The sequence below is a fragment of the Nocardioides sp. NPDC006303 genome (assembly GCF_040613175.1).
Lineage (GTDB): Bacteria > Actinomycetota > Actinomycetes > Propionibacteriales > Nocardioidaceae > Nocardioides.
In genome coordinates this window covers 39,084-59,383 of record NZ_JBEXRR010000022.1, presented here as the reverse complement: position 1 = coordinate 59,383, position 20,300 = coordinate 39,084, and the positions used below count along the sequence as shown (strand labels likewise).

Below are 20,300 nucleotides of genomic sequence, written 5' to 3'. Positions count from 1 at the left end.
CATCGCTTCGACCGCGAGGCCCGTCCCGGTTCGCCGGGGCGGGCCTCGCGGCGTATCTCAGCGCGGTCCGTAGGGAAGCTGCCGGGCCTGGTGCTGGATGCGGGTGCTGAGGTCCTCGACCTCGGCCAGCACCGCCGGCGCCACCCAGACGGGGGAGCGGCGGGTGCGCTTGGTGCGGTTGAGGATGCCGGCCTGCTCCAGGCCGTCGATCGTCTCGGTGGGGTCCTCGATCCCGAGGCTCTTGGTGACCAGCTCGGCGTTGAGGATGGGCTCCTCGGTGAGCAGGTCGAGAAGACGGTACGCAGCCGACCCGGGCCGTGGGTCACCGGCCGCCTCGCCCCAGCTGCGCCGGATGCTCTCCAGCGTCTCGGCCGTCTTCCACGACTCCGTGGTCGCGATGGTCGTCGAGGCGGCGAGCATGGCGATGATCGTGGACGCGGTGCCTGCCCGGTAGTCGTTGAGGGCGGCGAAGTAGCGGTCGCGGTGCGCGACGAGCGCGGAGGCGATCGGGACGGCCAGGTGGCGCGAGGCGCGGCGTCGTCGGAGCACGGCGTGGATGAGGGCCCGCCCGATACGGCCGTTGCCGTCGATGAAGGGGTGGATCGACTCGAACTGCGCGTGCACGATCGCGGCCTGGGCGATGGGGGAGAGGTCGTCGCGGTTGGCGAAGGCGACCAGGTCCTCGATGTAGTCGATGACCGTCTCCGGTGGCGGTGGTACGTGGAGGGTGTCGCGGGGTGCGTAGTCGGAGCCGCCGACCCAGTTCTGCACGACGCGGAACCTGCCGGCGTTGGCCGCCTCGTCGGGATGGCGTCCGAACAGGTCCCGGTGTGCGCGCAGGATCGCGTCGGAGGTGATCTTGCGGGTCGTGTCGGCCTCGCTGATCAGCCGCTGCATCGCCTGGGTCGCGGATGCCATCGAGGTCGCCGAGGAGTTGGCGCCGATGCCGAGCAGGGCCCGACCGTAGTCGGCCAGGCTGGCCTCGACGTGCTCGATCTTGGAGGAGTCGATCGCCTCGGTGCGCAGCTGCAGGTGGTTGAGCCCGTCCATCGTCCGGCCGTGGACCAGGTCGAGATGGCGGAGCGCGCCCGCACTGGCGGTCGTCATCGCCGCCACCGGCCGCTCCAGCGCGAGGTCGAGGTCGGCGATGTGCGGCGGCAGCGCCACCGTGACCTCACGGAGCAGCCGGTCCACGCGCGGACCGCGCGGGATCCGCTGCTTGTAGGGGCGCGTCACGTAGGTGTGCGGTGGCCAGTCGGTGTCGGTCACGGGGGAATCCTCGCAGGGGGCGCGACGTACGTCTCGATTCTCGGCGGTCCACGGCGCTGTGGCAGACTTGTGGGCCGGTCCAGTCGGCCGAAGCACGCTCCGAAGATGACACCCGGAGGTGTCGCGACGGGCTCCTGCCACAGGGGGAACCGTACGCCGCCGGCCAGCGTGGCTGGATCACCGCCAAAGATCGCCCCGACCAGGGCATGGATGACCGCGATCGGCCTGTGGCGAGCGTGAGGAGAAATGATGAGCAACGTACTTGCTGAGGTCGGCAACGTCGCCAAGCGCGACGACCTGCCGCAGTTCCGCGCCGGTGACACCGTCAAGGTGCACGTCAAGGTCGTCGAGGGCAACCGGTCCCGCGTCCAGGTCTTCCAGGGCGTCGTGATCCGCGTCCACGGGTCCGGCATCGGCCGCACCTTCACCGTCCGCAAGGTCTCCTTCGGCGTGGGTGTCGAGCGCACCTTCCCGCTGCACTCCCCGATCTTCGAGCAGATCGAGGTCGTCACCCGCGGTGACGTCCGTCGCGCGAAGCTCTACTACCTGCGCAACCTGCGCGGCAAGAAGGCGAAGATCAAGGAGCGCCGCGAGGCGTGAGCCGGCTGGGGCTTGATCGGCGGAGCGAAGCGACGCCCGATCTGCCCCAGACCGAGGCGTGAGCCGGAGGTCTGAGGGTTTCCTGAGCATTGCGAGTCGATGAGGCTCGTTGTGGAGGGAGTCTCTAGACTCACCGCGTGACTTCGAACGACCGCGATCCTTCCGTCGGCGTCGGGCCCCAGGCCCGCTGGGACGGGCCCGATATGGGGGGATCGCGGTCGTTCTCGTCTTCGCCTCAGGCCCCACGCTGGGCCTCTGAGCGGCCGGGCCCGGCCAACGGCCCGCGCCGCGAGGAGGAGCACAAGCCACGCCTCTCGGCCTGGCAGGAGGGCATCGTCCTGGTCGTGCTGGCCGTGCTGGTCGCGATCGTCGTGAAGGCTCTCTTCGTGCAGGCCTTCTACATCCCCTCGGAGTCCATGGAGCCCGGCCTGCAGGGCGGCCCGTCGGTGGCGACCGACGACCGGGTGCTGGTGGAGAAGCCGTCCTACTGGCTCGCCGGCACGCCGCAGCGCGGCGATGTCGTGGTCTTCTCCGACCCGGGCTCCTGGCTCGGTGTCGATGACTCGGCCGGCCCCAGCAATCTCTTCGGCAAGGCGCTCGCGGTCATCGGTCTCTATCCCGAGGGTGGCCACCTGGTGAAGCGTGTCATCGGGGTCCCCGGTGACGTCATCGAGTGCTGCGACAAGCAGGGTCGGCTGATCGTCAACGGCGTCCCGATCGACGAGCCGTACGCTCGGCCCTCCGAGACCAAGTGCGGCCGCCCCAACAAGGAGGGCGAGTGCTTCGGGCCGATGCCCGGCAACCGCCACTGGGAGGCCGGTCCGGTGCCCGAGGGTTCGCTGTTCGTGATGGGCGACAACCGGGCCAACTCGGCCGACTCGACCGTGCACATGTGCACGGCCAACGAGACCGACTGCGCGCTGGTGCCCTGGGTGCCGGAGGACAACGTGGTCGGCAAGGTCGTCGCGCTGGGCTGGCCGCTGGACCGGGCGAAGTGGATCCACCGCCCCGAGAGCTTCGAGGACGTGCCGTCACAGTGAGCAGTGCGCCTACCCTGCGAGTCGAGCGGTCCATGCTGCGCGACGGCGTCACGCATCTCGGTGCGGTCGACGAGGTGGGGCGCGGCGCGCTCTGCGGGCCGGTCTCGATCGGGATCGTGGTGATCACCGAGGCGACCCGCACAGCACCCCAGGGCGTACGCGACTCCAAGCTGCTCACTCCCGAGGCTCGCGAGATGCTCGCGCCGAAGGTGCGCCGCTGGGCCGTCGACTCCGCCGTCGGGCACGCCTTGGCCTCCGAGATCGACGAGGTCGGGATCATGGCCGCGATGCGGCTGGCCGGTCAGCGAGCGTTGAGTGCCCTGGACGTACGTCCCGACGCGCTGCTGCTCGACGGCAACCACAACTATCTGACCCCGCCGGTGCAGGAGGGGCTCTTCGGTGAGGTCTCCGAGATGGTGGAGGAGGTCGAGGTGCCGCCGGTGACCACGATGATCAAGGCCGACATGAAGTGTGCCGCCGTCGCCTCCGCCTCGATCCTGGCGAAGACCTCACGCGACGCGCTGATGGTCGCGCTCCACGACGAATATCCCGACTACGCGTGGGCCGACAACAAGGGCTATTCCGCGCCCGCCCACATCGCCGCGCTGGAGCGCCTGGGACCGTCGGCATATCACCGCCGTTCGTGGAGTCTTCCCGGCTCTTCGCCTTTGTTGGCTCTAGAGTCTTAGAACATGAGCGCGGAGGATCTCGAGAAGTACGAGACCGAGATGGAGCTGACCCTCTACCGCGAGTATCGCGATGTGGTCGGAATCTTCAAGTACGTCGTCGAGACCGACCGCCGCTTCTATCTGTGCAACCAGGTCGACGTGCGAGCGCGTACGGACTCGGGGGACGTCTACTTCGAGGTGTCGATGAACGACGTCTGGGTGTGGGACATGTATCGGCCGGCGCGGTTCGCGAAGGCGGTCAAGGTACTCACCTTCAAGGACGTCAACGTCGAGACGCTCAACCCGACCGACATCGACCAGCCGCTGGACTGACGGCGGGCTGATCTCGGGCCAGTTGCTGTCCACAGGGCGATCTCGATCCGGGGTTATCCCCAGGCGCCCCGGAACCAGCCCGGATTGTCGGTGCTCGCGATGAGTCTGGACCTCGAAGCCGAAGGGCAGGAGGTCCATGATGAGTTCAACGGCGCCGGCGCGGATCGCGCTCGGAAACTACGGCGAATCGGTCGCCGAGAGGCATCTGGTCGAGGCGGGCATGACCGTGCTCGACCGCAACTGGAGATGTGCTGACGGGGAGATCGACCTGGTCCTGCGCGAGGGCGACACCCTCGTCGTCTGCGAGGTGAAGACCCGGAGCCATGACGGGTGCGGCACGCCGCACGAGGCGGTCGACAAGACCAAGCTCGACCGGCTGAAGCGGTTGGCGATCGCCTGGCTGGAGCAGCACGACGTGCGCGCTCCGGGGATCCGAATCGATCTCGTCGCGGTGATGCATGCGCCCCGTGGCTCGGCGCTGGTCGAGCACGTCAGGGGCCTGTGATGGGATACGCGCGAGCCCATGGCGTCGCCCTTCGTGGCGCGGTCGGCCATCTGGTCGACGTGCAGGCCGACGTCTCGCCCGGACTGGTCGGGGTGACGCTGGTCGGCCGTGCCGACAGCGTGCTGGCCGAGGGGCGCGACCGGGTCCGGATGGCGATCATCAACTCAGACCTCGAGTGGCCCGCGACCAAGCGGATCACGGTGCTGCTCTCGCCGGCCGACCTGCCGAAGGGCGGCTCACACTACGACCTCGCGATGGCGTTGGCGATCCTCGCGGCCAGTGGCGAGCTCGAGACGATCGGGCTGGAACGCACGGTCTTCATCGGGGAGCTGGCGCTCGACGGTGGGCTCCGGCCGACCTCCGGTGTGCTCCCGATGGTGCTCGCCGCCTCCCACGCCGGGATCGCTCGGGTGGTGGTGCCGGAGCCGCAGGTGGCCGAGGCGCGGATGGTGCCAGGGATGGAGATCCTCGGGTTCCGGTCGCTGGGCCAGGTGGTCGCCGAGCTGCGCGGCGAGCCGGTGCCCGACGCGCCGCCGGTCGCGACCGGCACGGGCGGCAGCCTGCTTGGCTGGCGAGGTGACCGCAGGCTCGACGACATGGACATGTCTGACCTTCGCGGCATGCCCGAGACCCGCTACGCGGTCGAGGTCGCGGCAGCCGGTGGACACCACCTGCTGCTCAAGGGACCGAAGGGCTGCGGCAAGACCTCGATCGCCGAGCGGATCCCGACGATCCTGCCCGATCTCTCCCGCGAGGAGTCGCTGGAGGTGATGGCGGTGCAGTCGCTGGCCGGGGTGCTCGACGTCGACCGAGGGCTCCTGACTCGGCCGCCGTTCGCGGCTCCCCACCACGACGCCTCCAAACCCGGCATCGTCGGCGGTGGCACCGGCCGGGTCCGCCCGGGCCAGGTCTCGCTGTCCCACGCCGGCGTGCTCTTCCTCGACGAGTTCCCGTTGTTCAAGAGCGACGTGATCGAGTGCCTGCGCGAGCCGCTGGAAAGCGGCGACATCACGGTTTCGCGGGGAGAGGAGTCGGTGACGCTCCCGGCGCGCGCCCTCGTCGTGCTCGCCGCCAACCCATGTCCGTGCGGCAACTTCGACGCCTCGATCACCAAGGACGGCTGCATCTGTAGGTCCAACGAGCGCCAGTCCTACGAGCGGAAGGTCTCCGGACCGATCACCGACCGCATCGACATCATCCGCACGCTGCGGCCGATGTCGGAGCAGAACCACGACCCGTGGGGATCGGAGACCAGCGCCGACATCCGCGAACGGGTCACGGCGGCCAGGCGCCGCCAACGTGAGCGCTACGCCGACTTCGGGTGGCGGCTCAACGGCCAGGCCAGCGGGATCGCGCTGCGCGACAACTGGCCGCTGCCGCCCTCGGCCGAGGCGCTCATCGACTCACGCATCTTCTCCGGTGCCCTGACCCGTCGCGGCGCGGTGCGGGTGCACCGCCTCGCGTGGACGGTGGCCGACCTCGCCGGGGTCGACTGGCCGGGGGTCACCGAGACCGAGACGGCGCTCGCGCTGCGCAACGGTGGGTCGCTCACGGTCTCGGCATTCGAGGGGAGGTCGGCATGACCGCGGCGCCCGTCGCACCGACCTTCACCGACCTCGAGCGCGAGCGCCTGGCCCGGATCGCGCTGACCCAGCTGATCGAGCCCGGCACCCCGCTGCTCGACACCTGCATGGTGGGATCGACTGCGACCGAGGTCTACCGGCGCTTCGCTGAGGAGGATCCCGACCTCGGCGACGACGGCTTCGAAGCAAGGCTGCGGCTGGCCCAGATCCACCCCGACCGCGACCTGGAGCGGGCGGCCAACGCCGGGTTCCGCTACGTCATCCCCGGCGACGAGGAGTGGCCCACCCAGGTTGAGCGGCTCGCCGGTCAGGAGCATCTTCAATACCGCACCGGCACTCCACTCGGCCTGTGGGTGCGGGGACCGCTCCTGCTCAGCGACCTCGACCGGTCGGTCGCCATCGTCGGGTCCCGGGATGCGACGGCCTACGGCGCCGACGCCGCGGCGCGGATCGCGGCGGACCTCGCGGTCAACGACTTCGTGACGGTCTCCGGGGCAGCGGTAGGCATCGATGCGGCCGCACACCGGGGCGCCCTCACCGGCCCGCCGGGGAGCACCGTCGCCGTACTCGCGGGTGGCGTCGACGTCCCTTACCCGCTGCGCAACCGGCGCCTGATCGACGCGATCGCCGAGAGCGGAGCGGTGATCTCGGAGATCGCACCCGGTTTCCCCGTGACGCGCTATCGATTCCTCTCTCGCAACCGGATCATCGCCGCCCTCGCCCGGGGCACCGTGGTCGTCGAGGCGGCAGCGCGCAGCGGCTCCCTCAACACCTCCCACTGGGCCTACAGCATCAACACACCCGTGATGGCGGTGCCCGGTCAGGTGGGCGCGATGACCTCGGTCGGCACCCACGAGCTCGTACGCAGCGGCAAAGGCGTCCTGGTGACCGACGGTCTCGACGTACGCGAGCTCGTCGGTGACATGGGGGAGGCGGTCCCCGAGGAGCCCCGTGGCCCCGTACGCCGCCGCGACTCGCTCACCTCCGTCGAGAAGCAGGTCCTCGACGCGGTCCCGGTGAGCAGCCCCTCGTCACAGCTCGCCATCGCGAGGTCGGCATGCCTGCACCCGAAGACGGCCGGCACCGCGCTGTCGCGACTCGAGGCGCTCGGTCTCGCCGAGCGGTTCCCCGACGGGTGGCAGCTGGCCCCGGGCGCGGCTCGCACCTGAGGTCCGAGCAAACACCTATCCTGGCTCGGGTGAGCGCTGAACCCGAGGGAGACCCGGAAGGCGGGTCCGCGGATGCTGAGCTCCCCGAGGTCTACGCCGCGCTGCTCGGGGACTACGAGCGACACCTCAGTGCCGAACGCGGGCTCTCCGACCACACGGTCCGGGCCTACCTGGGCGACATCCGCAGCCTGCTCGACCACGCCGGCCGCATGGGCCGCACCGAGCCCGAGGCGATCGACCTGCGCACGCTGCGCAGCTGGCTGGCCAAGCAGCAGACGACCGGTCACTCACGTACGACCCTGGCCCGGAGGGCCACCGCGGCCCGAGTCTTCTGCGGATGGCTGGTCCGGACCGGTCTAGCGCAGGTCGACGCCGGTGCCGCGCTCGGCTCGCCCAAGGCCCACCGGACGCTTCCGCCCGTACTGCGCCCCGACGAGGTCGAGTCCCTCATCGCCGCCGCCATCACAGCGGCCGAGGACGGCACGCCGGTCGGGATGCGCGACATCGCCGTGCTGGAGATGCTCTACGCGACCGGCGCCCGCGTCGGTGAGCTCGTCGGCCTCGACCTGGATGATGTCGACTACGAACGCCGCGTCATCCGGGTGCTCGGCAAGGGGCGCAAGGAGCGGATGGTGCCCTTCGGCGGCCCCGCGGTGCGGGCGCTCGACCGTTGGGTCGTCCGTGGCCGCCCTCAGCTGGTCACCGAGTCCTCCGGGCCGGCCCTGTTTCTCGGGGCCCGTGGCGGCCGGCTCGACCAGCGTGCCGTACGCACCCTCGTCCACCGCCGTCTCGCCGACGTCCCCGGTGCCCCCGACCTCGGCCCCCACGGCCTGCGCCACAGCACCGCCACCCACCTCCTCGAGGGTGGCGCCGATCTGCGCTCGGTCCAAGAGCTTCTCGGTCACGCCAGCCTGGCCACCACCCAGATATACACCCACGTCAGCAGCGACCGGCTCCGCAAGGCCTACCGTCAGGCCCACCCCCGCGCCTGACCCGCCGAGACGTCACCCGCGTCGGCCGAGTGTGTAGTTGTGGCGGGCCGAGAAGTGAGTTGTGGGCGACGAAAGTCGAGCTTCGTCGCCCACAACTACGGTTTCGGCCCGCCACAACTGCTGATTCGGCGGGGCGTACGCCAGATCACGTACGCAGCCAACGCCGCCGCGCGGACGCGGTGCCCGATTCGCCGAGCCAGTCTGACGGCATGACCAGGAATTCGACGACCAGCAAGCCGGTGCGACTGCGACCCGGCGTACGCAAGGCAGTGCTCGTGCTCCACCTCCTCGGGGTGGGAGCATGGCTCGGTATCGACGTGATGGTCGGCATCATGGCTGCCGTCGGCACAGGGACAGGCGACGCCGCCGACCGTGGTTTAGCGCTGCAGGTGATCGGCACCTATCTCGCGGGCCCGATGCTCGCCGCGGGGCTCATCGTGCTGGCGACCGGACTGGTGCTCGGCTGGGGAACCAAGTGGGGGCTGGTGCGGTTCTGGTGGGTCGCGGTGAAGCTGGTGGTCAATGTTGTGCTGGTGGCTCTGATCCTCTTGGTCCTGATGCCGGGGATGGCCGAGGTGCGGACCATCGGCGAGATCTTGGCCGCGACCGGTGAGCTGGTCGGAGACGTGAGCGATCTGCGGTTCCCGCCGGCGGTGTCGTTGACCGCGTTGACGATCGCGGTCGTGCTGTCCGTCTACAAGCCCTGGGGACGCACGCGGTTCGGCAGGTCGGACTACCGGACCGGGTCACCGCGCCAGAGGGGGAGGAGCCGGACCGGCCGCGGTGCGTCGACGAGCAGCAGCGGGTCGAGGTAGACATCGTCCGCATTGCGGATCCAGCCCCAGTGCAGGCAGGCGGCCGGGAAGCAGTGGGAGCCGGCGATCCCGAGCCGGCCCAACGGCGCTCCGGCCGCGACCGGATCGCCGACGGTCACGGTGGCTACGACCGGCTCGTAGGTGGTTCGCGTGGCCCCGTGGTCGACGCTCACCACCGCCTTGCCGGCGATCACTCCGACGAAGGCGACCGTCCCGGCCATCGCGGCGCGAACGACCGCGCCCGGCGACCCGGCCAGGTCCACGCCGCGATGACCCGCACCCCACGGAGCATCTGGCGGGTCGAAGCGGCGCACGACCGCCGGCTGGGGCGCAAGCGGCCATTCGCCCTGCGGGACCTCGTCGGCTTCTCCGACCGGGCTCGGACCCTCGTCGTGACCCACTGCCCCACCCAGCGAGGCGCCGGACGGCGCCACCTCGGCACGTGGCGTTCCGAGAGCTGGGCTTGCCGGGGCGATGAGGACGACGAGGAAAAGGGCCGCGACGAGGGCACGGGCCCGGTCGGAGAGGCGGTACGAGGACATGACGAGCAGACAACCCCGGATCGAGGACCCGCACAACGAGCGGCGTACGTCCTGTGGATAACCCCATCCCGAGACACCCCTGTGGAGACTGATCGGCCCGCGCCGGAGCCGGTCATGGAGGATTGGCCCGAGACCCGGGTCGGCGGCTAGTCTTGGACCGGCAGCCCCCTGTGGGCTGACTTCGCACGCCAGCAGACCGCGACGGTGCCTCGCTCCGAGACGCCGGTCGCCCGCGGGCGCGGCCCTCAGTCCCGAGCAGAACGCTCAGGTCGGACCGCGTGCAGGCGTCAGGGCCCATCAGCACTGATGGGCGCGAAACTGAAAACCGACCGGCTCGCGCCAACACCCGCCCGACCTCGAGAAACGCAAGGTCGAGCCACCAGCGGTGCACGCGCGGGCCACCACCTAGGAGAAAAAACATCATGGCAGTCGTGACCATGCGCCAGCTCCTCGAGAGCGGCGTCCACTTCGGACACCAGACCCGTCGCTGGAACCCGAAGATGAAGCGGTTCATCCTCACGGACCGCAACGGCATCTACATCATCGACCTTCAGCAGTCGCTGGCCTACATCGACCGCAGCTACGCCTTCATCAAGGAGACCGTGGCCAAGGGCGGCACGATCATGTTCGTGGGCACCAAGAAGCAGGCCCAGGAGGCCATCGCCGAGCAGGCGACGCGCGTCGGGATGCCCTACGTCAACCAGCGCTGGCTGGGCGGCATGCTCACCAACTTCCAGACCGTGCACCAGCGGATCAACCGCCTCAAGGAGCTCGACGAGGTCAACTTCGACGACGTCGCCGGCTCGGGCCGCACGAAGAAGGAGCTCCTGCAGATGAAGCGGGAGCGCGACAAGCTCGAGAAGACCCTGGGCGGCATCCGCGAGATGGGTCGCACCCCGTCCGCCGTCTGGATCGTCGACACCAAGAAGGAGCACCTCGCTGTCGAGGAGGCTCGCAAGCTCAGGATCCCGATCGTCGGCATCCTGGACACCAACTGCGACCCCGACGAGGTCGACTTCCCGATCCCGGGCAACGACGACGCCATCCGCGCGGTCGGCCTGCTGACCCGCGTGGTCGCCGACGCCGTCGCCGAGGGCCTCATCGCCCGCTCCGGTGGCAAGACCGAGGGCACCGAGGGCGCCACCGCCGAGGAGCCGCTGGCCGAGTGGGAGCGCGAGCTCCTGGCGACCCCGGCTGCCGAGGAGGCCAAGGCCGAGGAGACCCCCGCCGAGGAGACCCCGGCTGAGGAGACCCCCGCCGCTGAGGCTGCTGAGACCACCGAGGCTCCGGCCGAGGAGACCCCCGCCGAGACCCCCGAGGCCCCGGCCGAGGCCTGAGCCTCATCGTCCACCCAAAGCCACTTAACAAGTCAGAGGAAGACACGCATGGCTTACACCGCTGCCGACGTCAAGAAGCTCCGTGAGCTGACCCAGGCCGGCATGATGGACTGCAAGAAGGCGCTCGACGAGGCTGACGGCAACTTCGACAAGGCTGTCGAGATCCTTCGCGTCAAGGGCACGGCCAAGGCCGCCGCCCGCGCCGCGGAGCGCACCACCTCGGCCGGCCTCGTCGCCGCGTCCGGCAACGCTCTGGTCAGCCTCCTCTCGGAGACCGACTTCGTCGCCAAGAACGAGAGCTTCGTCGCTGCTGCCCAGCAGATCGCCGAGGCCGCCGACGCCAACAAGGTCAACGACCTCGAGGCCCTCAAGGCCATCTCGCTCGGCGACAAGACCGTCGGTGAGACCGTCGAGGAGCTCGCCCGCACCATCGGCGAGAAGATCGAGCTCGGCCAGGTCGCCTACTTCGAGGGTGAGACCACGGTCTACCTGCACAAGAAGGCCTCCGACCTGCCGCCGAGCCTCGGCGTCCTGGTCGCCTACGAGGGTGACGAGGCGGCCGCGAAGCAGGCCGCTCAGCAGGCTGCCGCGCTCAAGGCGCAGTACCTCACCTCCGACGAGGTGCCGGCCGACGTGGTCGACGCCGAGAAGGACGTCCTCACCAAGAAGACGCTCGAGGAGGGCAAGCCCGAGGCTGCCGTCGCCAAGATCGTCGAGGGTCGGATCAAGGCGTTCTTCAAGGAGATCGTCCTGCTCGACCAGGAGTCGGTCTTCGAGTCGAAGAAGTCCGTCAAGCAGGTCCTCGACGCCGCCAACACGCAGGTGAAGCAGTTCGCCCGCTTCGACGTCGGCGCCTGAACCGAGCCTGATTCCGCGCGAACAGCGCGTGATCAGTTAGGTTGAGCAACAACGTACGACGAAAGGGGCCGGTCCGATGAACCGAATGGTGATCATCGGACCGGCCCTTTCGTACGCCATCCCCACATGCACCACCCCGCAAGACGTCGCCCCAGGAAAGGCCACGGCATGACCCGCTACCAGCGCATCCTGATCAAGCTGTCCGGAGAGAACTTCGGCGGTGGCGAGGTCGGTGTCGACCCCATCGTGGTCGCCTCGATCGCCAAGGAGATCTCCGCCGTCGCCGCCTCCGGCGTGCAGATCGCGATCGTCGTCGGCGGTGGCAACTTCTTCCGCGGCTCCGAGCTCCAGCAGGCCGGCATGGACCGGTCCCGCGCCGACTACATGGGCATGCTCGGCACCGTCATGAACTGCCTCGCGCTGCAGGACTTCCTCGAGAAGGAGGGTGTCGACACCCGCGTGCAGACCGCGATCACGATGGGCCAGGTCGCCGAGCCCTACATCCCGCGCAAGGCCATGCGTCACCTCGAGAAGGGCCGCGTCGTGATCTTCGGCGCCGGCTCCGGCATGCCCTACTTCTCCACCGACACCGTCGCCGCCCAGCGCGCCCTCGAGGTCCACGCCGAGGTCGTCCTGATGGCCAAGAACGGCGTCGACGGGATCTACACCGCCGACCCGAAGAAGGACCCGACGGCGACGAAGTACGATGAGATCACTTTCGGCGAGGCGCTGCAGAAGCAGCTCAAGATCGCCGACGCCACCGCGTTCGCCCTCTGCATGGAGAACAAGATGCCCATCGTGGTCTACGGCGCGGAGGACGAGGGGGCGGTCTACCGGATCGTCCAGGGTGAGAAGATCGGTACGCTCGTCACCGCTGGCTGAGCGGCACGAGCCCACACGCCACCCACAACACAACACTTACGAGCGCACAGGAGCATCCGGTGATCAACGACATCCTCAACGAGGCCGACAGCAAGATGGTGAAGTCGGTGGACTCCACGCGTGAGGACTTCTCCACCATCCGTGCTGGCCGCGCCACTCCGCAGATGTTCAGCAAGATCCTGGTCGACTACTACGGCACTCCGACGCCGATCCAGCAGCTCGCCTCGTTCACCAGCCCCGAGCCCCGGATCATCAACATCGCCCCCTTCGACATCGGCGCGATGGCCAACGTCGAGAAGGCGATCCGCGACTCCGACCTCGGCGTCAACCCGTCCAACGACGGCAAGATCCTGCGCGCGGTCTTCCCCGAGCTCACCGAGGAGCGCCGCAAGGAATACATCAAGCTCGCCAAGGAGAAGGCCGAGCAGGGTCGCGTCTCGGTGCGCCAGGTGCGCCAGAAGGCCAAGCAGAACCTGGAGAAGCTCGAGAAGGACGGCGAGGCCAGCAAGGACGACGTCACCGGTGCCGAGAAGCGCCTCGACGGCCTCACCAAGAAGCACACCGACGCGATCGACGAGCTGCTCAAGTCCAAGGAAGCCGAGCTGCTCGAGGTTTGAGCCTGTGACCCCGCGAGGAACGAGCGGGGTCACAACGCGAAAAGATCGAGCGAGCGCACGCCTGAGCTTGCGAAGGCGTGACCGCGTGTCGAGATCCAGTCCGCTTCCCGGTGCAGTTCCACTGCCGGCAAACCCACTACGGATGAATGGCTGAACCACAAGTGACCCAGACGCCGCCGTCTCCTTCTTCGCCAGCTTCCGAGCCGCCGAAGAAGGACTACGGCCGCGCCGGCCGCAACCTGCCCGCGGCGATCGGCTCTGCCGTCGTCCTCCTGGTCGCGATCGCGCTGAGCCTGATGTTCGTGAAGACGGCGTTCATGCTGATCGTCGTCGGCTGTGTCGTGGCCGCGGTCTGGGAGCTCCACCGGGGCCTGATGGCCAAGGACATGGACGTCCCCGAGCAGCCGCTGATGATCGGCGGCACGGTGATGGTCCTGGTCGCCTACTTCCTGGGCTCCGACGCGCTGGTGACGGCCACCGCGGTGACCGCTCTGGTGATCATGCTGTGGGTGCTGCGGCGTGGGGTCGACGGCTACGTACGCACCTCGGCAGCCTCCGTGCTCACCCTGTTCTACCTGCCGTTCCTGGGGTCGTTCGTCGCGCTCATGCTCCGCGAGGGCGGCGGCTGGACCTCGGGCGGCCTTTCCGACGACGGCGTACGCGGCATCATCGTCTGGGTCCTGCTCACGATCATGTCCGATATCGGCGGTTATGTGGCCGGGGTCCTCTTCGGCAAGCACCCGATGGCGCCGGTGATCTCCCCGAAGAAGTCGTGGGAGGGCTTCGCCGGCTCGGTGGTCTTCACCGTCGCCACAGGCGTCGGCCTGGTCGTATGGCTGCTCGACGGCGCCTGGTGGGTCGGTGTCGCGCTCGGCGTGGTCGCCTGCGTGATGGCCGTCCTCGGCGACCTGGTCGAGTCGGTCATCAAGCGCGACCTCGGCATCAAGGACATGAGCCAGATCATCCCCGGCCACGGCGGCCTCATGGACCGCCTCGACTCGCTCCTGGCGACCGTCGCCCCGGTCTGGCTGATCCTCCACTACGCCGTCTTCTGAGCCGACCCGGTCCGATGCTCTTCCTCGTACGCCACGGACGACCCCTCCAGGTGCGCGGCGTCGCCGCGGAGCACTGGGAGCTCGACCCGGCCGGGTTCGACGACGTCTGGGCGCTGCGTGACCGGCTCCCGGCCGGCGCCGCGTGGTACTCCTCGCCCGAGCCCAAGGCACAGCAGACCGCCCAGCTTCTCACCGACGGCGACGTCGGCGTGGTCGACGCTCTCCGTGAGCACCGCCGCGGCGAGGCCTGGGTCGAGGACTTCCACGCCACGGTCGAGCGGGCGTTCGCGGAGCCGACGGTGCCTGCGTACGACGGCTGGGAGCCGCTCGAGGAGTGCCGCGCCCGCGTGACGAAGGCGGTCGCCGGGATCCTGTCGGCCCACGCGGGCGAAGACGCCGTGCTCATCGGCCACGGCACGGCCTGGACCGTCCTGGTGAGCGAGCTGACCGGCACGCCACCGGATCTCGCCCGGTGGCGAGACCTCGGCCTCCCGGACCTGATCACCGTCGACGCCTGATCGGCCGCAATCACCCAGAGTTCGTCGGGGCAGCGATTCTTTACCAAAGGAAGTCGTCGTTCGGCGCTACGGTTGAAGAGTGACCCAGCGTCCCGCGGACCTCGACGTGGACTCCGATCCAGACGTCGAGGCAGATCACGGCCCGGAGGAGGAGTCCTCGGGGTCCAGTGGCCTGTCGGCATGGCTGCACGACTCGCACCCGACCGTTGCGGCCCTGGTCGGCTTCTACATCGGCCTGGCGTACGCGATCCTCGTGCCCGGCACCTGGGGCGCGCTGCTGACGTGGGTCGTCGGGCAGGAGCGGGCCGAGGAACTGTTCCCGTGGGTGGCGTTGACCCTGCTGGTGCCTCTGGCCCTGCTCATCCCGCGGAAGACCCGCCGCCTGGCCGAGTTCGTCTGGCTGGGGATCATCCTCACCGTGCTGGTGGTGGTCGGTGTCGGCTCGCTGGTCTTCTGGATCCTGCTGAAGACGGGCTGACCGGGCGGGCCGGATCCAGGTTTAGCCGTACGCCGCACCCCGGTGGGACAATGAAGCAGTGACCGAGTCCCGCCCTGCGAACGTACCGGCCCCGCACAGCCCTGAGGCCGAGGCTGCCGCGATGGAGGGGCGCCGCCTGCCCCTGGTGATGGCGCCGCCCAAGGGCCGCGGCAAGCCGCCGCGCCACCTGGCCGACCTCGACCTGGCCGGCCGTCAGGACGCAGCGAAGGAAGCCGGGCTTCCGGGGTTCCGGGCCAAACAGCTGTCGGTGCACTACTTCGAGCGGCTGGTCGACGACCCCGAGAAGATGACCGACCTCCCTGCCGGCCAGCGCCAGGAGCTGGTCGACACCTTCTTGCCCGACCTGATGACGCCGATCAGTCAGCAGGAGGCCGACAAGGGCACCACTCGTAAGACGCTGTGGAAGCTCTTCGACGGCGCGCTCGTCGAGTCGGTGCTGATGCGCTACACCGATCGCGCCACGGTCTGCATCTCCTCCCAGGCCGGCTGCGGCATGGCCTGCCCCTTCTGTGCGACCGGCCAGGGCGGCCTCGAGCGCAACATGTCGACCGCCGAGATCGTCCACCAGGTCGTCGTCGCGGCCCGGCAGATGGCCAGCGGCGAGATCCCCGGCGGCCCCGGTCGCCTCTCCAACGTGGTCTTCATGGGGATGGGGGAGCCGATGGCCAACTACAAGGCGCTGATGGGCGCGGTCCGCCGCCTCACCTCGCCGGCACCCGAGGGCCTGGGGCTCTCGGCGCGCCACGTGACGGTCTCCACCGTCGGCCTCGTACCCCGGATCAAGCAGCTCACCGAGGAGGGCATCCCGGTCACCCTCGCCCTCTCGCTGCACGCACCCGACGACGAGCTGCGCAACGAGCTCGTCCCGATCAACACCCGCTTCTCGGTCGCCGAGACCGTCGATGCCGCCTGGAACTACGCGCGCGTGACGAAGCGCCGGGTCTCCATCGAGTACGCGATGATGCGCGGCATCAACGACCAGGGTTGGCGCGCCGACATGCTCGCCGACGTCCTCAACTCCTACGGTGACTGGGGCTGGGTCCACGTCAACCTGATCCCGCTCAACCCGACCCCGGGCTCCAAGTGGACCGCGAGCGACCCGGAGGACGAGCGCGAGTTCGTACGCCGCCTCGAGGCCAAGGGCATCTCCACCACCGTCCGCGACACCCGCGGTCGCGAGATCGACGGCGCCTGCGGCCAGCTCGCCGCTCAGTCGGTCTCCTAGCGCGACACGCGGTCGGCCGGCTCAAGCCCCTGGCTCGGGCCGGCGCTCGTGGCCGTGTCGGCCTTGGGTGCGGCGGGCTTCCTTCATCTCCGACTCGTACAGGTGCCGCTTGCCCTCGACGAGAGTGTCGCGAGCCTCCTGCTCCAGCCGTTTGAAAGCGGCGTAGTAGCCGTCGTCGAACTCCTCGACGATCTGGAACGTCCACCTGCCGTCGAGCACGTTGCGTCCTACGAGCTCGCGCTCGAACGTGTCCGCCAGCTCGGTGTGGCCGGCCTCGCGCAGCTGCTGGACGCCCTTGCCGAGGGTGAGGTCGGCCGTGCCGGTGATGCGATGCATCGCGTACAGATGACCGCGGGCGATCTCGATCGCTTCGAGCGCCTCGCTGATGGAGCCGAGCGCCTCGACGGTGAGGTCGTCGACGCCTTCGGGCCGGATGTGCTCCTCATCGGTGGTCATGCCGCGATCGTGGCAAAGTGAGCGGGCGGGCGGCAAGCCCCAGATTTCTGAGAGTCACGCGACGTTTCCGCTGATGACACCGCCCGGACTACCTGTCGCCCAGCACGGAGTTCTGGCCACGGGAGGTTCACCGACCCGTCAACCAAGTCGGGGGTCACGTTGCCGGACGGCGCTCACGATCAGGAACATGAGCATCAGCCTCGATCGGGTCCCGCTGGTCGCCGCCAACTCAGAGCCGCTCCGTGTCCTCATCGTCACGGAGTCGTTCCTGCCCCAGGTCAACGGCGTGACCAACTCTGTACGCCGCGTGCTGGAGCATCTTGCGGTCGACGGCCACACCGTCGAGGTCGTGGCACCCACCGGGCCCACCGAGTACGCCGGTTTCCCGGTGACCCGGACCCGGGGTGCGACGTTCTGGGTCTACAAGGACTTCCGCGTCGGCCTGGAGACGCGGCGCAAGCTGCGTGCGGTGATGCGCCGGTTCAGCCCAGACGTCATCCACGTCGCCTCGCCCGCACTGCTCGGGCGGCAGGCGGTGCTGGTGGCCAAGGAGCTCGGCATCCCGAGCGTGGCGATCTACCAGACCGACCTGGTCGGCTTCTGGGACAAGTACAAGGCAGTCGGCGGCCCGCAGGCCGCCGCGATGCTCACCCGCCAGGCGCACTCGGCTGCCGACCGCACCCTGGCACCGAGCTCGTCGGCGCTCACCCAGCTCGAGGGCCTCGGCGTACAGCGCACCGGGCTGTGGCCGCGAGGCGTCGACGTCGAGCTGTTCCACCCGAGCCGCATCGACCACGACCTGCGCGCCCAGCTCGCGCCCAACGGGGAGACCATCGTCGGGTACGTCGGCCGTCTCGCCCAGGAGAAGGAACTGCACCTGCTGGCTCCGCTCGCGCACAACCCGGCGTACAAGGTCGTGCTCGTCGGTGGTGGCCCGCAGGAGCGCGAGCTGCGGCACCTGCTCCCGAACGCGACCTTCATGGGCGTGCTGCAGGGGGAGGAGCTCGGGGCTGCGTACGCCTCTCTCGACGTGTTCGCGCACACCGGCTCTCACGAGACGTTCTGCCAGGCGGTTCAGGAGGCGCTCGCCTCCGGGGTCCCGGTCGTCGCGCCGCGCTCGGGCGGGCCGCTGGACCTGGTCGCCGACGGCGTCACCGGGTTCTTCTACGAGCCCGGCAGCCGTGACGACCTCGCCTCTCACGTCGCGCTGCTCCACAACGACCCGCAGCTGCGGCTGCGGATGGGGCGCGAGGCCCGCAAGAGCGTCGCGCACAAGTCCTGGGGCGCGGTGAATGCCGCCCTGGTCGACCACTACCGCGACGTCATCCGGGCGCGCCGGCTGCGATGACGTCGAGGACCTCCTCGTCGGTGTCGACGAGGTGGACGTGGTCCTCCATCGCGCGGCCACGGGCGAGGGCCTGCAGGAGCGGCCAGACCGGCAGCTCCTCGGTCCAGTAGCTGCGCCCGACCAGCACCATCGGCGCGACCGCGCTCGCGTCGGCGTAGTAGTTCTCGCAGGCGTCCTGGAAGACCTCCTGCACGGTGCCGCCGGCACCGGGGAGGAAGACGATCCCGCCGTCGCAGACCTCCAGCAGCACCGCCTCGCGGGTGGCGTTGCGGAAGTACTTCGCGATCGCCCCGGCGAACACGTTGGGCGGCTCGTGCCCGTAGTGCCACGTCGGGATCCCCAGCGACCTTCCGGGCTTGCCGTCGAACTGGTTCCGTACGTCCAGAGCCACTTGCGCCCATGACCGGATCGAGGGCCGGAACGACGGCACCGTGGCCAGCGCCGCGAGCGCGTCGTCGAGCGCCGTCTTCGGCGCCCCGGCGAGGAAGGCGCCCAGGTTGGCGGCCTCCATGGCTCCCGGGCCGCCGCCGGTGGCGACGACATGACGGCTCGCCATGTGCTGGGCGAGACGTGCGGCGGTCGCGTAGCCCTCCTCGCCGCGCCGCAGCGCGTGCCCGCCCATCATCCCGACGATCCGCGTCCCCTCGTCGCGTCGCGCGCGCACCCATGCCTCGAGCGCGGCGTCGATCGCGTGGTCGTGGAGGGTGATCGCGAGCTCGTCGTCGGCGTCGAGCGGCTGCTGCAGCCAGGCGTACGCCCTCGCATCCAGGCTCCGCGCATAGACCGGGTCGTCGTAGAGCTCCTCGGCGGTGTAGAGCCGGGAGCGGTAGACGTCGACCGGTGCCTCCGGGATCACCGGCATCACCAGCGCGCCCTCGTCCTCGGCGTAGTCGCCGTCCCCGGGTGCGAAGGTGCACCCGAGGAACGTCGCCCCGGCCAGCTCGGTCTCCCGCAGGGTCGAGGAACGCGAGCTCAGGTCCAGCGACCGCAGCCGCCACCCCTTCAGGCTCCCCGCCCCCGCCGCCAGATGCCCGTCGAGCTCCTCCACCGACTCGATGTCGACATGCCGTCCGCGGTGATGCTTCATACCGAGAAACCTACCGACTCACAGTGGCCAGGAGACTCCGGTCAGGCTCTCGGACTCGGTCCACAGCTTGCGGGCGAGCTCGGGGTCGGAGGCGACCGCGGTACGGCCGACGAGCGTCGGGCTGCCGCGGTACTCGCCGAGCCCGTCCGGCCCGACGTAGCTTCCCGACGGAAGGTCCTGGCTGGCCGCGTACAGGGTCGGGAGGGCACCCGCCTCCGCGGACTGCGCGACGACCCGGTTGCCGAGCGCCATGAGGGCGTGCTTGACCGGGTTGCCGGTGTGGCTCTGCAGGTTGGTCGCGGCGTAGCCCGGATGGGCGGCGTACGCGCGGAGCCCGGTGCCCTCCAGGCGCCGCTGGAGCTCGAGGGTGAAGAGGAGGTTGGAGATCTTCGACTGCCCGTAGGCCCGCTCGGTCCGGTAGTCGCGCCGCTCCCAGTTGAGGTCGTCGAGGTCGAACCCGCCCCAGCGGTGGGCCGAGGAGGCGACCGTCACCACGCGGTCGGTGATGTGGGGGAGCAGCAGGTTGGTGAGCGCGAAGTGCCCCAGGTGGTTGGTGGCGAACTGGCTCTCGTAGCCGTCGGTCGTGAGGCGCTTGGGCACCATCATGATCCCGGCGTTGTTGATGAGTACGTCGATCTCGCCCTCCCACTCGTCGGCGAAGTGCCGCACCGAGCCGAGGTCGGCCAGGTCGAGCGCCCGCACCTCGGCGCTGCCGCCGATCCCTGCGGCCACCTCCTCGCCGGCGGCGACGTTGCGTACGGCCAGGACGACGCGGGCGCCCTTCGCGCCCAGTTGGGTGGCGACGACGCGGCCCAGGCCGCTGGTCGCACCGGTGACGATGACGGTGCGGCCCTCGAAGGACGGCAGCCGTTCGGAAGTCCACTTCTGTTCGGTCATGACCC

The 20,300-nt window shown here is 69.6% G+C and carries 23 protein-coding genes; 18 read left to right on the top strand and 5 right to left on the bottom strand.

Going from position 1 to position 20,300, the window contains the following annotated elements; all coding sequences use genetic code 11:
* Positions 1 to 57: 57 nt before the first annotated feature.
* A complete protein-coding gene (locus tag ABZY89_RS17575) occupies positions 58 to 1,269 on the bottom strand; it encodes a Fic family protein (RefSeq protein ID WP_355229222.1) in 1,212 nt (403 codons plus the stop codon).
* Positions 1,270 to 1,518: 249 nt separating this feature from the next.
* Here ABZY89_RS17575 and rplS point away from each other — a divergent pair, with 249 nt between their 5' ends.
* The 9 genes from rplS (at position 1,519) to ABZY89_RS17530 (ending at position 8,974) form a co-directional block, all read left to right on the top strand.
* The gene (rplS, locus tag ABZY89_RS17570; RefSeq protein ID WP_355229220.1) at positions 1,519 to 1,869 is read left to right on the top strand and encodes a 50S ribosomal protein L19; all 351 of its coding nucleotides are present in this window, start codon (positions 1,519 to 1,521) and stop codon (positions 1,867 to 1,869) included.
* 137 nt (positions 1,870 to 2,006) lie between these two features.
* Entirely contained in the window at positions 2,007 to 2,909 is a 903-nt protein-coding gene (gene lepB, locus ABZY89_RS17565) for a signal peptidase I (RefSeq protein ID WP_355229218.1), read from the top strand.
* Entirely contained in the window at positions 2,906 to 3,598 is a 693-nt protein-coding gene (locus tag ABZY89_RS17560; protein ID WP_355229217.1) for a ribonuclease HII, read from the top strand. The genes lepB and ABZY89_RS17560 overlap by 4 nt, the downstream gene beginning before the upstream one ends.
* Before the next feature lie 3 nt (positions 3,599 to 3,601).
* The gene (locus tag ABZY89_RS17555; RefSeq protein ID WP_045550889.1) at positions 3,602 to 3,910 is read left to right on the top strand and encodes a DUF2469 domain-containing protein; all 309 of its coding nucleotides are present in this window, start codon (positions 3,602 to 3,604) and stop codon (positions 3,908 to 3,910) included.
* Positions 3,911 to 4,049: 139 nt separating this feature from the next.
* Complete coding sequence (locus tag ABZY89_RS17550) at positions 4,050 to 4,415, top strand: YraN family protein (protein WP_160024477.1); 366 nt, start codon at positions 4,050 to 4,052, stop codon at positions 4,413 to 4,415.
* Positions 4,415 to 5,998, top strand: a complete 1,584-nt coding sequence (locus ABZY89_RS17545) for a YifB family Mg chelatase-like AAA ATPase (protein WP_355229215.1) — start codon at positions 4,415 to 4,417, stop codon at positions 5,996 to 5,998. Before ABZY89_RS17550 ends, ABZY89_RS17545 begins: the two co-directional genes overlap by 1 nt.
* A complete protein-coding gene (dprA, locus tag ABZY89_RS17540) occupies positions 5,995 to 7,167 on the top strand; it encodes a DNA-processing protein DprA (protein WP_355229213.1) in 1,173 nt (390 codons plus the stop codon). The genes ABZY89_RS17545 and dprA overlap by 4 nt, the downstream gene beginning before the upstream one ends.
* 29 nt (positions 7,168 to 7,196) lie before the next feature.
* A complete protein-coding gene (locus tag ABZY89_RS17535) occupies positions 7,197 to 8,159 on the top strand; it encodes a tyrosine recombinase XerC (RefSeq protein WP_355229211.1) in 963 nt (320 codons plus the stop codon).
* Positions 8,160 to 8,368: 209 nt separating this feature from the next.
* Complete coding sequence (locus ABZY89_RS17530; RefSeq protein WP_355229209.1) at positions 8,369 to 8,974, top strand: hypothetical protein; 606 nt, start codon at positions 8,369 to 8,371, stop codon at positions 8,972 to 8,974.
* Here ABZY89_RS17530 and ABZY89_RS17525 read toward each other — a convergent pair.
* The gene (locus tag ABZY89_RS17525) at positions 8,893 to 9,516 is read right to left on the bottom strand and encodes a peptidoglycan DD-metalloendopeptidase family protein (protein ID WP_355229207.1); all 624 of its coding nucleotides are present in this window, start codon (positions 9,514 to 9,516) and stop codon (positions 8,893 to 8,895) included. The two genes, ABZY89_RS17530 and ABZY89_RS17525, sit on opposite strands and share 82 nt — an antisense overlap.
* 422 nt (positions 9,517 to 9,938) lie before the next feature.
* On the opposite strand from ABZY89_RS17525, the gene rpsB reads away from it, so the two are divergent.
* The 8 genes from rpsB (at position 9,939) to rlmN (ending at position 16,507) form a co-directional block, all read left to right on the top strand.
* Positions 9,939 to 10,853, top strand: coding sequence for a 30S ribosomal protein S2 (rpsB, locus tag ABZY89_RS17520; RefSeq protein ID WP_355229205.1), 915 nt, complete (start codon positions 9,939 to 9,941; stop codon positions 10,851 to 10,853).
* 48 nt (positions 10,854 to 10,901) lie between these two features.
* Complete coding sequence (gene tsf, locus ABZY89_RS17515) at positions 10,902 to 11,711, top strand: translation elongation factor Ts (RefSeq protein WP_355229204.1); 810 nt, start codon at positions 10,902 to 10,904, stop codon at positions 11,709 to 11,711.
* A gap of 168 nt (positions 11,712 to 11,879) precedes the next feature.
* Positions 11,880 to 12,593: a UMP kinase gene (pyrH, locus tag ABZY89_RS17510; RefSeq protein WP_355018075.1), complete on the top strand. Its 714-nt coding sequence runs from the start codon at positions 11,880 to 11,882 to the stop codon at positions 12,591 to 12,593.
* Positions 12,594 to 12,655: 62 nt separating this feature from the next.
* The gene (gene frr / locus ABZY89_RS17505) at positions 12,656 to 13,210 is read left to right on the top strand and encodes a ribosome recycling factor (RefSeq protein ID WP_355229283.1); all 555 of its coding nucleotides are present in this window, start codon (positions 12,656 to 12,658) and stop codon (positions 13,208 to 13,210) included.
* A gap of 146 nt (positions 13,211 to 13,356) precedes the next feature.
* Positions 13,357 to 14,265, top strand: coding sequence for a phosphatidate cytidylyltransferase (locus tag ABZY89_RS17500; RefSeq protein ID WP_355229202.1), 909 nt, complete (start codon positions 13,357 to 13,359; stop codon positions 14,263 to 14,265).
* A gap of 14 nt (positions 14,266 to 14,279) precedes the next feature.
* Positions 14,280 to 14,783, top strand: coding sequence for a histidine phosphatase family protein (locus ABZY89_RS17495; protein WP_355229200.1), 504 nt, complete (start codon positions 14,280 to 14,282; stop codon positions 14,781 to 14,783).
* A 79-nt stretch (positions 14,784 to 14,862) separates the two neighbouring features.
* Positions 14,863 to 15,261, top strand: a complete 399-nt coding sequence (locus ABZY89_RS17490; protein WP_355229198.1) for a hypothetical protein — start codon at positions 14,863 to 14,865, stop codon at positions 15,259 to 15,261.
* Positions 15,262 to 15,382: 121 nt separating this feature from the next.
* Complete coding sequence (gene rlmN / locus ABZY89_RS17485) at positions 15,383 to 16,507, top strand: 23S rRNA (adenine(2503)-C(2))-methyltransferase RlmN (RefSeq protein ID WP_355229282.1); 1,125 nt, start codon at positions 15,383 to 15,385, stop codon at positions 16,505 to 16,507.
* 21 nt (positions 16,508 to 16,528) lie between these two features.
* Here rlmN and ABZY89_RS17480 read toward each other — a convergent pair whose 3' ends face one another.
* Complete coding sequence (locus ABZY89_RS17480; protein WP_355229196.1) at positions 16,529 to 16,963, bottom strand: hypothetical protein; 435 nt, start codon at positions 16,961 to 16,963, stop codon at positions 16,529 to 16,531.
* Positions 16,964 to 17,150: 187 nt separating this feature from the next.
* Here ABZY89_RS17480 and ABZY89_RS17475 point away from each other — a divergent pair, with 187 nt between their 5' ends.
* A complete protein-coding gene (locus ABZY89_RS17475) occupies positions 17,151 to 18,311 on the top strand; it encodes a glycosyltransferase family 1 protein (RefSeq protein ID WP_355229194.1) in 1,161 nt (386 codons plus the stop codon).
* Here ABZY89_RS17475 and ABZY89_RS17470 read toward each other — a convergent pair.
* Both ABZY89_RS17470 and ABZY89_RS17465 read right to left on the bottom strand, forming a co-directional pair.
* Complete coding sequence (locus tag ABZY89_RS17470) at positions 18,286 to 19,398, bottom strand: Rossmann fold nucleotide-binding protein (protein ID WP_355229192.1); 1,113 nt, start codon at positions 19,396 to 19,398, stop codon at positions 18,286 to 18,288. The two genes, ABZY89_RS17475 and ABZY89_RS17470, sit on opposite strands and share 26 nt — an antisense overlap.
* An 18-nt stretch (positions 19,399 to 19,416) precedes the next feature.
* A complete protein-coding gene (locus tag ABZY89_RS17465) occupies positions 19,417 to 20,295 on the bottom strand; it encodes an oxidoreductase (protein WP_355229190.1) in 879 nt (292 codons plus the stop codon).
* Between the last annotated feature and the right edge of the window lie 5 nt (positions 20,296 to 20,300).

What these genes read in the sequence shown, in the direction of transcription:
- ABZY89_RS17525 (WP_355229207.1), bottom strand. Translation starts at nt 9,516, where the DNA reads ATGTCCTCGTACCGCCTCTCCGACCGGGCCCGTGCCCTCGTCGCGGCC.
- ABZY89_RS17500 (WP_355229202.1), top strand. Translation starts at nt 13,357, where the DNA reads ATGGCTGAACCACAAGTGACCCAGACGCCGCCGTCTCCTTCTTCGCCA.
- ABZY89_RS17475 (WP_355229194.1), top strand. Translation starts at nt 17,151, where the DNA reads ATGAGCATCAGCCTCGATCGGGTCCCGCTGGTCGCCGCCAACTCAGAG.
- rpsB (WP_355229205.1), top strand. Translation starts at nt 9,939, where the DNA reads ATGGCAGTCGTGACCATGCGCCAGCTCCTCGAGAGCGGCGTCCACTTC.
- ABZY89_RS17480 (WP_355229196.1), bottom strand. Translation starts at nt 16,963, where the DNA reads ATGACCACCGATGAGGAGCACATCCGGCCCGAAGGCGTCGACGACCTC.
- ABZY89_RS17495 (WP_355229200.1), top strand. Translation starts at nt 14,280, where the DNA reads ATGCTCTTCCTCGTACGCCACGGACGACCCCTCCAGGTGCGCGGCGTC.
- rlmN (WP_355229282.1), top strand. Translation starts at nt 15,383, where the DNA reads ATGGAGGGGCGCCGCCTGCCCCTGGTGATGGCGCCGCCCAAGGGCCGC.
- ABZY89_RS17530 (WP_355229209.1), top strand. Translation starts at nt 8,369, where the DNA reads ATGACCAGGAATTCGACGACCAGCAAGCCGGTGCGACTGCGACCCGGC.
- ABZY89_RS17550 (WP_160024477.1), top strand. Translation starts at nt 4,050, where the DNA reads ATGAGTTCAACGGCGCCGGCGCGGATCGCGCTCGGAAACTACGGCGAA.
- ABZY89_RS17470 (WP_355229192.1), bottom strand. Translation starts at nt 19,398, where the DNA reads ATGAAGCATCACCGCGGACGGCATGTCGACATCGAGTCGGTGGAGGAG.
- rplS (WP_355229220.1), top strand. Translation starts at nt 1,519, where the DNA reads ATGAGCAACGTACTTGCTGAGGTCGGCAACGTCGCCAAGCGCGACGAC.
- ABZY89_RS17555 (WP_045550889.1), top strand. Translation starts at nt 3,602, where the DNA reads ATGAGCGCGGAGGATCTCGAGAAGTACGAGACCGAGATGGAGCTGACC.
- ABZY89_RS17545 (WP_355229215.1), top strand. Translation starts at nt 4,415, where the DNA reads ATGGGATACGCGCGAGCCCATGGCGTCGCCCTTCGTGGCGCGGTCGGC.
- ABZY89_RS17465 (WP_355229190.1), bottom strand. Translation starts at nt 20,295, where the DNA reads ATGACCGAACAGAAGTGGACTTCCGAACGGCTGCCGTCCTTCGAGGGC.
- tsf (WP_355229204.1), top strand. Translation starts at nt 10,902, where the DNA reads ATGGCTTACACCGCTGCCGACGTCAAGAAGCTCCGTGAGCTGACCCAG.
- dprA (WP_355229213.1), top strand. Translation starts at nt 5,995, where the DNA reads ATGACCGCGGCGCCCGTCGCACCGACCTTCACCGACCTCGAGCGCGAG.
- pyrH (WP_355018075.1), top strand. Translation starts at nt 11,880, where the DNA reads ATGACCCGCTACCAGCGCATCCTGATCAAGCTGTCCGGAGAGAACTTC.